The sequence below is a fragment of the Catenulispora sp. EB89 genome (assembly GCF_041261445.1).
Lineage (GTDB): Bacteria > Actinomycetota > Actinomycetes > Streptomycetales > Catenulisporaceae > Catenulispora.
The window spans coordinates 147,896-160,777 of record NZ_JBGCCU010000012.1 but is presented as its reverse complement, the minus strand read 5'-3'; the positions used below and the strand labels follow the sequence as shown (position 1 = coordinate 160,777).

The following is a 12,882-nucleotide window of genomic DNA, read 5'->3' as shown; positions in this document are numbered from 1 at the left end:
GGAGGGTGACCGATGGGTGAGCCGCACCCCTCGGGGTCTGGCCAGGTGGCCGTCTGGGTGGCGGCCGGCCCGGCGCCCGGGGACCGGTCGCCGGGCCTGGAGGAGCGCGCCCGGCGGCACCGTGAGATCCGGGACGCCGCGCGCCGGTTCGGCCGGGAGCTCGTACGGGCGTACACCTCATGCCCGCCCGAGCAACAGCACTGGGACCGCGACGAGCGGGGGCGTCCGCTCGTCCTGGATCCCGGCGGTCTGCACGTGAGCCTGAGCCACGCCGAGGCCGTGGTGGCCGCCGCGGTGTCCCGGGACGCCCCGGTCGGGGTCGACGTCGAACGGCTGCGGCCGCTGCCCGATCGCGACGCGCTGGCCCGCACGGCGTTGTCCGCGAGCGAGCAGCAGGCCCTGGACGCCCTGCCGGACGAGCTCAGGGACGCCCAGCTGCTCCGCTTCTGGACCCGGAAGGAGGCGGTGGCCAAGGCCCTGGGCACCGGACTGGCCACGCATTTGCGCGAGGTGGTCACCACTGCCGGAGGTGGCCTGGTCTCGCTTCCCGCCGGGTTCGGCGAGGTCGGTGCGTGGTCGCTGTCCGATGTCGCCGTCCGGGACCCCGCGGTGATCGCCTGCGTCGCGGTCCGGGCGCCGGGGATCAGGGTGCTGACCCGGACGCTCGGACTGCCGGCGGAGCACGGCGGGCCCTTCTCGGACGGCGCTGCCGGTCACGGTTTCTAGGACTGCGCTGGGGAGGACTACGCGTCCACCGGGGCGACCCGCAGGTTGCCCAGGTGCGGGTGCCACAGGTGGGTCGGGTCGGCCTCGACCGCGGCCACCGTCTCCTGCATGACGCGCAGCGCCTCGGGCTTGCCGCCGTCGTACATCTCGCCCTGCAGCATCTTGATGACGTCCAGCCGGTAGCGCGGGTCCGCCACGAACGTGGTGAACAGGATGTTCAGCCGGTAGTAGACCGAGATGAACTCGTACCAGTTGCGCACGCCGTTGCGGATCGTCTTCTCGTAGGTGGCGAAGGACGCCTTGGAGAAGTCGTCGTTCGCGAAGGCCTTGAGGATGTCGTCGGTGACCAGCCGCGCGCTGTTCAGCGCGACGCTCACCCCGGAGGAGAAGATCGGGTCGACGAAGCGTGCGGCGTCGCCGATCAGCACGTACCGGTCGCCGCAGATCTCCTTCATCGCGTAGCTGTAGTCGGCCTCGACCTTGAAGTCGGTGACCCGCTTGGTCTTCTTCAGCGCCGCGGCCAGGTCCGGCCGGCTCTCCACGAACTTCCAGAAGAAGGCCTCGCGGTCCAGGTTCGCCTCGGCGAACTGCTTCTTCTGTGTCACGACGCCGATGCTGGTGACGGTGTCGGTGATCGGGATCTGCCACACCCAGGTGTCGGTGATCGGCAGGAAGTGGATGTAGATGTAGTCGACCTTCTCCGGGCTGTTGGCGACCTCGCTGCGGTCCAGGCCCTCGAACCAGGTGTGGATCGCGTACTGGTCGAAGACCGGGTCCGACTCCTTGGTCCCCAGCTGCCGGCCCAGGAAGGTCTGCCGGCCGGAGGCGTCGATCACCAGCTTCGCGGTGACGCCGACCTCGTGGCGGCCCATCCGGGCGGTCACGGTGACCTGCTCCGGGTCGTCGAAGTCCGCGCGCAGCACCCGGATGCCCTGGAACACCTTGGCGCCCAGGCTCTCGGCGTGCTTGAGCAGGATCAGGTCGAACTTGCTGCGGTCGACGTGGAACGTGTAGTCCCGGTCGGTGCCGGGCTGGTCGCGCTCCTTGAACAGGATGTCGGCGGTGCCGAGCTCGTGGGTGAGCGTGGCGGCCAGGTCGGCGTTGATGTTCGGCGAGGTGGCGGCGGTCCAGGCGGCGCCGTACTTCTTCGGGAAGCCGGCCGCCTCCACCTTCTCCATCGCGCCGGTCTCCAGCAGGCACCGGGTGGTGGCCGGCACCAGCGACTCGCCGACGTGCGGCCGCGGGAAGTTGTCACCCTCGAACACGGCCACCGACAGGCCGGCCTTGGCCAGGTAGGCCGCGGCGGTGGAGCCGGCCGGACCGCCGCCGACGATCACGACGTCGTAGTCGACACTCATGGTTCTCAGACACCTTCCGCGGAGTCGGCCGTCAGGCCGGAGACGAGCAGGCTGATGGCGGCGACGGTCCGGAAGTTCGCGGCGTTGATCGAGGCCAGCGGGACGTCGACGTGCAGCTCCTCGCGCAGGTAGTTCAGCAGGAGCGCGCTGTTCATCGAGTTCAGGACGTCCCACTCCAGCAGCGGGGTGGTCTCCGTCAGCTCGCCCTTGGGGTCGCCCTCCAGGAAGCTCTCGCTGATGAATTTCATGATCCTTGGTGTGACCTCGTCGAGGGTCATCGCACCGGCCTTTCGGTTGGGAGGTTGGGGACGGCGCGCGCCGCCAGCGCGGTCCGGTCGATCTTGCCGTTGCCGTTCCTGGGCAGCGGGGACAGGAAGCGCACCTCGTCGGCGACCATGTAGCGCGGCAGATGCTCGGCCAGGTGCTGGCGCAGGGCCAGGACGCCCAGGTCGGCGCCGGGCCGGGCGGCGACGAACGCCACCAGGCGGGTGTCGACGCCCTCCCCGACCGTCACGGCCGCGGCCTCGGCGACGCCGGGGTGGTTCTCCAGCACCGCCTCGATCTCGCCGAGCTCGACCCGGTGGCCGCGGACCTTGACCATGTGGTCGCGGCGCCCGACGTAGTCCAGGGTGCCGTCGAGCAGGACCTTGACGATGTCGCCGGTGCTGTAGGGGCCGCGCTGCGGCGGGTGGCCCCAGTAGCCGGGCATCACCGTGGGGCCGTCCACGAGCAGTTCGCCCTCTTCGCCGGCGGTCGCGATGATCCCGTCGTCGCGCACCACCCAGACCCGGTCCCCGGAGGCCGCGACGCCGATCGGCACCGGCCGGTCCCGGCCCAGGTCCTCTTTGCGAACCACGTGGTAGGTGCACACGTTGGTCTCGGTCGGGCCGTAGAGGTTCATCATCCGGGCGTTCGTCCAGGCCGCCAGGTCGCGCAGCTGCCCGATGGCGAACGGCTCGCCGGCGAACAGCACCGTGTGCAGCGAGTCGGGCGCCGGGCGCTCGAGCAGGCCGCCGTGCCGCATCATCACGGCCAGCGCGGAGGGCACCGAATACCAGATGGTGATCTGCTGCTCGTGGACGAACTCCACGAGCTGCTTCGGGGCGAACGACAGCTCCGCCGGAATCAGGTGCACCGAGGCACCGGCGCGGAACGCCGCGTACAGGTCGAGGACCGACAGGTCGAAGGTGAACGGCGCGTGGTTCGCGAAGCGGTCGTCCGGCTCCGGGGCCAGCACGTCGTAGGCCCAGTCGACGAAGGCGCGCGCGTTCTCGTGGGTCAGGCACACGCCCTTGGGCACGCCGGTCGATCCCGACGTGTAGAGGATGTACGCGAGGTCTTCGGGAGCGGTGTCGGCGTTGACGGCCGGCGCGGGATCGTAGGGACCGTCAAGGTCCTCATAGCGGACCTGCTCGCCCAGTTCGGCGGAGAGCCGCGAGATCTTCTCGCCGTTGGTCAGAACGACGGCTGCCGCGCAGTCCCGGACGATGGTCGCCACGCGGGCCGGCGGGCTGCTGCCGTCCACCGGCACGTAGGCGGCGCCGAGCCGCAGCACGGCCTGCATCGCCGCGACCGTCGCCGGGCTCTTGCCCGCCCACAGCACGACCCGGTCGCCGCGGCCCACGCCGTGCCGGACGAGCCGGGCCGCGATCGCGTCGGCGGCGGCGTCCAGCTCGGCGTAGCTGAGTGATCCGGACGGCGTGCTCACCGCCGGCGCGTCGGGCCGCCGGGCGGCGGCGTCGATGACGAGCTGGTGCAGGCTCACAGGCCCGTCCCCCTCGCGATGAGCTCCATCTGGATCTCCGTGGTCCCGGAGAAGATGGTGGTGGGCAGGCTGTCCCGCAGCTGCGCCTCGATCCCGGTCTCGACCAGGTAGCCCATCGAGCCGAACAGCTGCATGGCGTCCAGGCTGTTGGCGATCGCGGCCTCGGACACCGCGGTCTTCGCCATGGCGATCGCGACGACGTCGGTGCGGCCCTCGTCGAGCAGCCAGCAGGCGCGGTAGAGCATCAGGCGCGCGCTCTCCAGCCGCTGCCGCATCCGGGCGATCTTGTGCGAGACGGCCTGGAACCCGGCGATCTTCTGGCCGAACTGGCGCCGGTTGTTCACATGGTCGACGCACTCGGCGAGCTGCCGCCCCATCTGCCCGAGGTAGCCGGCGAACAGCGCGCCGCGCTCCCAGGCCATGGAGTGCTGGAAGATCGCGCCGCCGCTGCCCTCGGAGCCGAGCAGGTACTGGGCCGGCACGACGCAGCCGTCGAACCGGACCCGCGAGGCCAGGCAGCCCTCCAGGCCCATCTTGCGCAGCGGCTCACCGACGACGACGCCGTCGAGCTCGCGCGGGACGGCGAACGCCGAGACGCCGAGGAAGCCGGCGGTGGGATCGGTGACCGCGTAGGTCACGTAGACGTCGGCGATCGGGCCGTTGCTGACGAAGGACTTCTCGCCGTGCAGCACGTAGCCCTCGTCGGTGCGCGTGGCGGTGGCGCGGATCCGGCCGATGTCCGAGCCGGCCTCGTCCTCGGTCATGGCGTTGCCGGCGACCACGTCGCCGGAGGCCATACCGGCCAGCAGGTCCCTGGTCGCGGCCGTGCCGAAGTCCTGGACCGGCACGGCGCAGGACAGCAGGTGTGCCGCCACCCCGAACACCAGGCCCATGTCAGTGCAGGAACGGCCGAACGCCTCCAGGGCCAGCGCGGTGTCCAGGGCCCCCAGGCCGGTCCCGCCGTATTCCTGCGACACGCACAGCGCCGTGAGGCCGGCGGCCGCCGCGTCCTTCCATGCCAGGCGCACCTGCTCCGGGTCGGTGGACGTCTCGTGCTCGGAGAAGCGCTCGACGACGGCGGCGCTGATCTCGGCGCAGCGTTCACGCTGAATCGGTGACGGCTCGAAGTCCATCAGAGGTTTTCCGATATGTAGTCGACCGTTTCCATTTCAATCCCGCCTCGGTGATGGTAGGTGAAGGTCGTACTCGGAAGTGACAGCGCCCTGACATTCGATTATTCTCGGCCCGACACCTCGGCAACGTTAGATTCCCCGGGGGCCGGCTCCAACCCTTATCGCACCCTTATGCGAAAAGGAGCCGCGACTAGGGGGCGGATAAGGGTGTCGGCCGGGACACCGTCGCCGTATCCTGCGCGAGACGGGCCGGACCCCACCGCCCGATCGAAGCCGGGGTCCGGTAGGGGTGGAAGTGGGGTGTCGGCGATCAGGGCCGCCCCCGTAGGGTCGAGGCGGGAATCGGGAATGCGACAAGAAATCCATCCCGGGTCCGCGAATCACTTTACCAATAGCAGGGGGCCGCATCAGTCATGGCCGATGAAGAAAAGCTGCGCCAGTATCTGAAGAAGGCCACCGGCGAACTTCAGCAGACCGCCCGGAGGCTGCGCGAGGCCGAGCTCAGGGATTCCGAGCCGATCGCCGTCGTCGGCATGGGCTGCGTCTTTCCCCCCGGCCTGCGCTCCGCGGCCGAGCTGTGGCGGTTCGTGGCCGGCGAGGGCGACGGGATCTCGCCGTTTCCCGACGACCGCGGCTGGAGCTCCGGTTCCGGCGCGGGCCGCGGCGGTTTCATCACCGGAGCCGACCTGTTCGACGCCGAGTTCTTCGGGATCGGGGACCACGAGGCGCTGGCGATGGATCCGCAGCAGCGGCTGCTGCTGGAGACCGCGTGGTCAGCACTCGAAGACGCCGGCGTGGACCCGGTCGGCCTGCGCGGATCCCAGACCGGCGTCTACGCCGGCGTGTCCTACTCCGACTACGGCGCGGGGCCCCGGGACGCGCTCCCGGCGAGCGTCGCGGACCAGCTGATCATCGGCAGCTCGCCGAGCACGGCCTCGGGCCGCGTCTCCCACACCCTGGGCCTGCGCGGGCCGGCGATCAGCATCGACACGGCCTGCTCCTCCGCGCTGGTGGCCATCCACCTCGCGTGCCAGGCCCTGCGGCGCGGCGACTGCGACCTGGCACTGGCCGGCGGCGTCACCGTGATGGCCACCTCCAGCGTCCTCGACGAGTTCAGCCGCCGCGGCGCCCTGGCCGCCGACGGCCGCTGCAAGCCCTACGCGAGCGCCGCGGACGGCATGGGGTTCGGCGAGGGCGCGGGGCTGCTGACGCTGGAACGGCTGTCCGTGGCACAGCGCAACGGCCACTCCGTGCTCGCGGTGATCCGCGGCACGGCGATCAACCAGGACGGCGCGACGAACGGCATGACCTCGCCGAGCCGTTCGGCGCAAGAAGCGGTCATCCGGCAGGCACTGGAGGCCGCCGGGCTCACCCCCGACCAGGTGGACGCGGTGGAGGGGCACGGGACCGGCACGGCGCTCGGCGACTCGATCGAGGCCGAGGCGCTGATCGCCGTCTACGGCGAGAAGCGGGATCCGGCCCGGCCGCTGCGGCTGGGCTCGGTCAAGTCGAACATCGGGCACACGCAGACCGCGTCCGGCGTGGCCGGCGTGATCAAGACGGTGATGTCCATGCGCGCCGGGATCCACGCGCGCACGCTGCACATCGACCGGCCGTCCGGGTACGTCGACTGGTCCGACGGGACCGTCGTGCCGACGACGGAGTCGGTGCCGTGGCCGGCCGAGGGGCGGCCCCGGCGGGCCGGGGTGTCGTCGTTCGGGATCAGCGGGACCAACGCGCATGTGATTCTTGAGGAGGCGGCTGCGGCAGAAGCCGACAGCGCTCCGGGTGATGCCGAGGGTCCGGTCGCTGGTTCGGCCGCTGGTTCGGCCACACCGTGGGTGCTTTCGGCGAAGACCGAACCGGCGCTGCGAGCCATGGCCGCGGAGCTCGGTTCCTTTCTCGCCACTTCACCGGCCGGTATCGCAGAGGTCGCAGTCTCGCTGGCCCACCGGTCCTCGTTCAAGCACCGCGCGGTGATTCTGGCCGCGTCCGTCGACGAACACCTCGCCGCGCTGGCGGCCCTGGCTCGTGGCGACGACGCACCCGGCTTGCACACCGGCGCTTCCGCCTCGGCGAAGACCGCGATGGTGTTCGTGGGCTGCGAACCCGCCTCGGCCGCCGAATGCTTCCCGGCCATGGTGCAGGCCTACGAGCGGCTGAGTGCGTGCGGAGTGGCACCGGAGCTCGTCGCGGGCTCGGGAATCGGCGAGATCGCCGCCGCACACGTCGCCGGGATCCTGTCGTACGCCGACGCCCTGTCACTCGCGGCGAGCGCCTGCGCGCCCGACACCCTGTGCGCCACCGCACAGCGGATCGACTACGCCAAGCCGCGTCTCACCCTCGTCTCCACCGGCGGCGACCCGGCCGACCCGAGCTACTGGGCCTCGGCCGATTTCCTGCGCTCCGACGCCGAGGACGTCCGGTCCGAAGTCCGGGCGCGGGGAGCGGCGAGCGTCCTGGAGCTGGATCCCGACATCACGGCTGATCAGCTGGTGCCGCGTCTGGCCACGGCCTTCACCGCTGGGACATCCGTGTCCTGGCCGGCGGTCTTCGCCGGGACCGGCGCCGGACGGATCCGGCTGCCCGGGTATCCGTTCCAGCGCCGACGCTTCTGGCTCGACGCGCCGACCGGCCGGAGCCGCGCGGGAGCCGGGCCCGACATCGTCAAGGAATCCGTGCATCCGCTGCTCGGCGGCCCGATCGACCTCGCCGGCTCGACCGAGCGCCGCTTCTCCCAGGTGCTGACCGCACAAGAGCCCTGGTACGCACCTACCCTGCCGCTGGCCGTCGTCGCCGAGTGGGCACTGGCCGCCGCAAGCCACGGTGGCAATACCCTGACGATCGAGGATCTCGCCCTCGGTGAGCCCGCCGCGCTCCCCCTCGTCCTCCAGACGACGGTCCACTCCCACGGCGCGATCCGCGGTTTCAGCGCGGACGCCGACCGCGGTTGGACGCCGGTGTTCACGGCCTCGGCCACGCAGGCCGACCAGCCAGTCCCGTCCGCCACGTATCTGAACGGGCTGCGCGCCCGGTTGGGCGAGGACGAGGCCCTGGCACTCATCGAGGCCGACACCGATCAGTACCTTCTGAATCCTGTTGTTCTCGAAGCCTGCTTCCGCACGGCGCTGCCGCTGGTCGAAGGCGGCGACTCCGACCGGACGTGGCTGCCGTCGAGCCTGTCCCAGCTCACCCGCCACCGCGACCTCCCACACCGACTGTGGTGCCACGCACGCCGCACCTCCGAAGGCCCGATCGACCTGGAGCTGTACTCCGACTCCGGCGAACCGCTGGCGAGCATCACAGGGCTCAGACACACTGCCGCCGACCCGGCTGATCTCGCCGATCTGAAGCCGGACGACACCGCGTCCTGGGATGTCGGAGAACTGTCGCGCCTGGCCATCGAAGAACCGCAGGCCGCGCGACAGACCTTCACCGACATCCTGTTCACCCGGGTCACCACCATGGTCGAAGGACTCGACGACGACCGCGAGAACCTGCGCGAGCGGTTCCCCGAACTGCGGCTGGGCGATCTCGGCCTGGACTCGCTGCGCGCGATGCGGCTCCGGGAGCAGCTGCGCGCCGTGCTGTCCGTGGACGTCCCGCCGCAGCGCCTGCTGGGCGAGGCCACCGTGGCGGACGTCGTGGACCTGGTCTGCCGGTCCCTGGCTGCCCGAAGCCTGGTCGTCACCGGCGACGAAGAGCCGGCGGCCGCCGGCGAGATCGAAGAACTCATCCTGTAACCCGCCAGGAAGGCAGCCACGATGACCACGGACCTGTTCGCCGAGCTGTACCGCCGCGGGGTGCGGCTGAGGCTCGCCGACGGCAAGCTGCACGTGACGGCGCCGCCCGGCGCCCTGACGCCCGCGCTGCGCGAGGAGATGAGCCTGCGCAAGGACGAGCTCATCGAGATCATCTCGCGGGCCGAGCGCGCGGACGAGCCGGCGGGCCTGCGGGCGCAGCCGGCCCAGTGGCACGAGCCGTTCCCGCTGACCGACATCCAGCAGGCCTACTGGGTGGGCCGGACGCCGGCGGTGGAGCTGGGCGGGAACGCGGCGCACGGCTATCTCGAGTTCGACGCCGTGGATCTGGACGTCCCCCGGCTCGGCCGGGCGCTGAACAAGCTCATCCGGCGGCACGGCATGCTCCGCGCCGTCATCCAGCCCGGCGGGTACCAGCAGGTCCGGCCCGAGGTGCCGGAGTACGACATCGCGGTCGCCGACCTGTCCGGGCTGGATGACGCCGGGCGGGAGGCCGGGATCGAGGCGATCCGGGCGGAGCTGTCCGACCAGATCATCCCCGCCGACCGCTGGCCGCTGTTCGAGATCCGGGCCACCAAGCTGGAGGACCGGCGCTGGCGGCTGCACATGAGCTTCGACATGCTCATCATGGACGGGTTCAGCATCGGGATCTTCCAGCGCGACTGGTTCACCTTCTACAGCCACCCCGAGACCGAGCCCGAACCCCTGGACGTCAGCTTCCGCGACTACGTGCTCGCCGAGAAGAAGCAGCAGCAGGACGGGCGCGGGTTCGAGGCGGACAAGCAGTACTGGCTGGACCGGCTCGACCAGCTGCCGCCGGCTCCCGAGCTGCCGCTGGCGGTCCAGCCCGGGCAGCTCTCGCGCCCGGCGTTCGCCCGGCAGCACACCCGGCTGTCCGCGGAGCACTGGTCGGCCATCAAGGAGACGGCGCGCAGCAGGGGCCTGACTCCGTCGGCGGTGCTGCTGGCGGCCTATGCCGACGTGTTGCGCCGCTGGTCGAAGCGGCCGGAGCTGACCTTGAACCTGACGCTGTTCAACCGGCCGCCGTCGCATCCGCGGCTCGGCGAGGTGATCGGCGACTTCACCTCGGTGGTGCTGCTGGAATCGCGGCCCGAGTCCGAGGACTCCTTCGCCGGGCGCGCCAAGCGGCTGCACCACCAGCTGATGGAAGACCTCGGACACTCTTCGTTCTCCGGAGTCCGGGTCCTGCGGGAGCGCGCGAGGCGCCTCGGCGGGCGGCCAGGGGCCGCGATGCCGGTGGTGTTCACGTCGATGATCGGGTTCGACTCCGCGTCGAACATCACCGAGTCGGCGCAGATGTTCGGCGACGTCGTGTTCGGCGCGAGCCAGACGCCGCAGGTCTGGCTGGACTACCAGGTGCTGGAGGAGCGGGGCGAGCTGCTGGTCAACTGGGACTACGTGGACGGCCTGTTCCCCGACGACATGGTGGCGGAGATGTTCGCCGCGCACCGCGCGTGCCTGGAGCAGCTCGGCGGGAGCGAGGGCGCCTGGGACGAGGCGGAGCTCGTCGTCCTGCCGGAGGCGCAGGCCGTGGAGCGCTGCCGGGCCAACGACACCGAGGCGCCGATCCCGGCGCGGACGCTCTGCGACCTGGTCGAGGAGCAGGCCGAGCGGGCCCCGGACGCGGTGGCCGTGATCACGGCCGACGGCGGCGAGCACAGCTACCGCGAGCTGGTCGGGGACGCGTACCGGCTGGCGCACGTGCTGCACTCGGCCGGCGCGGAGCGCGACACGCTGGTCGGCATCATCGCCGAGAAGGGCTACGCGCAGGTGGCCGCCGCCCTCGGCGTCACCAGGTCGGGCGCGGCATACCTGCCGATCGAGCCGCACTGGCCGGCCGCCCGGCGCGAGCAGATCCTGCGGCAGGGCCGGGTCCGGACGGTGGTCACGACGCCCCGCCTGCGCGACGAGCTGAGCTGGCCCGACGACATCAGCCTGCTGACCCTGACGGACGCCGAAGTGCGCTCGGCGCCGCCTACCCCGCCGCCGACCGGACCGGCCCCGGAGGACCTGGCGTACGTGATCTTCACGTCCGGATCGACCGGCACGCCGAAGGGCGTCATGATCGACCACCGCGCCGCGGCCAACACCATCCAGGACCTCAACGGCCGCTTCCAGGTCACCCCGCAGGACCGAGTGCTGGCGCTGTCCGCACTCAGCTTCGACCTGTCGGTGTACGACGTGTTCGGCCTCCTGGCAGCCGGCGGCGCGGTCGTCATGCCGGAACCGGGCCGCTCGGCCGAACCGCGGCACTGGAGCGAGCTGGTGAACCGGCACCAGGTGACGCTGTGGAACACCGTCCCGGCGCTGATGCAGGCGTGGATCGACGCGCACGACGCGGACGCGGCCCCGCCCGGCACCGCCCTGCGACTGGTGATGATGAGCGGCGACTGGATCCCGGTGACCCTGCCGGACCGCATCAGCGCGACGTACCCGGCGACCCGCATCATGAGCCTCGGCGGCGCCACCGAGGCGTCGATCTGGTCGATCCACCACCCGATCGGCGCAGTACCGCCGGAGTGGACGTCGATCCCCTACGGCAAGCCCCTGGCCAACCAGACCATGCACGTCTACGACCAGTGGCTCGAACCGAGCCCGGTCTGGGCGACCGGCGAGATCTACATCGGCGGCAGCGGCGTGGCCCGCGGCTACTGGGGCGACCCGGAGCGCACGGCGGAACGCTTCATCGTGCACCCCCGCACCAAGGCACGCCTGTACCGCACCGGCGACCTCGGCCGCTACCTCCCCGGCGGCGACATCGAGTTCCTGGGCCGCGAGGACTCGCAGGTGAAGGTCAACGGCTACCGCATCGAACTCGGCGAGATAGCGGCCCCCCTCCGCCGCCACCCGGGCATCCGCGAGGCGATCGTCGCGGTGGACACCCACCCCCGCACAGGCCGCCGCCAGCTGGTGGCGTACCTGGTCCCCACCGAAGGCGAAGCCCCCGCCGGCCGCCCCCACCCCGCCGCCGAGGCACTCCGCGCCGAGCTGGAGGAACTGCTGCCGGAGTACATGGTGCCGCGGCACTACCTGCTGATCCCGAAGGTCCCCCTGAGCCCGAACGGCAAGGTCGACGTCTCGGCGCTCCCGGCACCCCGCGAGCAGCAGGCTTCCGCGACACCGTCGGAACCGCGCGACGAACTGGAGCGGACCCTGCTCCGCTTCTGGCGCGAGGTCCTGGAACGCGACGACTTCGGCATCGAGGAAAACTTCTTCGAACTCGGCGGCGACTCCCTCCGCGCGATCGGAATCCAGGAGCGGATCGCGAAGGAATTCGGCGCCGGCGGAAGCCAGGACGACGGACTCCGGCGGCTGTTCGACAACCCGACCGTCGCCCGGCTCGCGGCGGTGCTGCGGGCTGAGGGGGAGGTCGGGTAACGCTGGTCCCGAGTTGACGGCTCGGCGCGATCTCCACGGGAGGTCGCGCCGGGCCTTTTTGTGGCTGCGGGCGGTCGGGATGCGCTTACAGGTGTTTTTACAGGCACGACCACTGAGATCCGCCCCCTGGCGCCCACCAAACCCGGCAGACAGCCGCCAGACCAAACGTGCGCGCAGTGGCTCAGACCGGTGCGTGGTCGGGCACACGAAAACCGGCGGCCGCCAATGCGACCGCCGGTGCTCACCCGAACTGCGTCCCCCTACGGGGTCACCAGACCTTAGGCGAAGCCGTCAGAAAAGCCTGCAACCCTCACCCCAGACTCGCGATCCGCTCCCGAGCCGCGCTCCACGCCAGCGGCAGATCCCCGGCGCCGGCCGGCGTCTCGATGAACTTCGGGTTCCCGACCCGCCCCTGCATCGCGACCAGCATCGCGGCGTGCGAGCCCTCGCGGACGAACTGGTCCATCGCCGCCTTGTCCGACCAGGCCGACAGGGTCCAGAAGGTCTTCTTCAGCAGCTTCGCGTCCAGGGCGTAGCCCGCGCAGCCCGGAGCGTTGCGCAGCTGCTTGCGGATGCGCAGCGTCCACATCAGGAACCGCGGGACGTCCGTGTACTTGCGGAGCGGCAGGCGGGAGGTGAGCACGTGCAGCTCGGCGTCCTCGGCGGGCTTGAAGGGTCCCTTGGTCCAGGGCAGAGCGGGCATGGCGGGTTCCTTCGTGGTGAGAGACGTGCGGGGTCAG

Annotated in this window: 8 protein-coding genes; 3 read left to right on the top strand and 5 right to left on the bottom strand. The window is 71.2% G+C overall.

All coding sequences use genetic code 11. The annotated features are described in order from the left end of the window. Positions 1-12 precede the first annotated feature (12 nt). A complete protein-coding gene (locus ABH920_RS25280) occupies positions 13-726 on the top strand; it encodes a 4'-phosphopantetheinyl transferase superfamily protein (RefSeq protein ID WP_370351602.1) in 714 nt (237 codons plus the stop codon). 17 nt (positions 727-743) lie between these two features. On the opposite strand, the gene ABH920_RS25275 is transcribed toward ABH920_RS25280, so the two are convergent. The 4 genes from ABH920_RS25275 to ABH920_RS25260 are packed head-to-tail and all read right to left on the bottom strand — an operon-like array spanning position 744 to position 4,982. After that, positions 744-2,084 carry an NAD(P)/FAD-dependent oxidoreductase gene (locus ABH920_RS25275; RefSeq protein WP_370351601.1) on the bottom strand — a complete coding sequence of 447 codons (1,341 nt, stop codon included), beginning with the start codon at positions 2,082-2,084 and terminating at the stop codon, positions 744-746. 5 nt (positions 2,085-2,089) lie between these two features. Further along, positions 2,090-2,332, bottom strand: a complete 243-nt coding sequence (locus ABH920_RS25270) for an acyl carrier protein (protein WP_370351600.1) — start codon at positions 2,330-2,332, stop codon at positions 2,090-2,092. 26 nt (positions 2,333-2,358) lie between these two features. Beyond that, complete coding sequence (locus ABH920_RS25265) at positions 2,359-3,849, bottom strand: amino acid adenylation domain-containing protein (RefSeq protein ID WP_370351599.1); 1,491 nt, start codon at positions 3,847-3,849, stop codon at positions 2,359-2,361. After that, positions 3,846-4,982 (bottom strand): acyl-CoA dehydrogenase family protein, encoded by a 1,137-nt coding sequence (locus tag ABH920_RS25260; RefSeq protein ID WP_370351598.1) that lies wholly within the window; start codon positions 4,980-4,982, stop codon positions 3,846-3,848. Before ABH920_RS25260 ends, ABH920_RS25265 begins: the two co-directional genes overlap by 4 nt. A 413-nt stretch (positions 4,983-5,395) precedes the next feature. On the opposite strand from ABH920_RS25260, the gene ABH920_RS25255 reads away from it, so the two are divergent. Together ABH920_RS25255 and ABH920_RS25250 are read left to right on the top strand one after the other, a co-directional pair. Beyond that, positions 5,396-8,725, top strand: coding sequence for a type I polyketide synthase (locus ABH920_RS25255; RefSeq protein WP_370351597.1), 3,330 nt, complete (start codon positions 5,396-5,398; stop codon positions 8,723-8,725). A 21-nt stretch (positions 8,726-8,746) separates the two neighbouring features. Further along, positions 8,747-12,142 (top strand): amino acid adenylation domain-containing protein, encoded by a 3,396-nt coding sequence (locus ABH920_RS25250; RefSeq protein ID WP_370351596.1) that lies wholly within the window; start codon positions 8,747-8,749, stop codon positions 12,140-12,142. Positions 12,143-12,452: 310 nt separating this feature from the next. On the opposite strand, the gene ABH920_RS25245 is transcribed toward ABH920_RS25250, so the two are convergent. Next, entirely contained in the window at positions 12,453-12,845 is a 393-nt protein-coding gene (locus tag ABH920_RS25245; RefSeq protein ID WP_370351595.1) for a DUF3291 domain-containing protein, read from the bottom strand. Positions 12,846-12,882 lie beyond the last annotated feature (37 nt).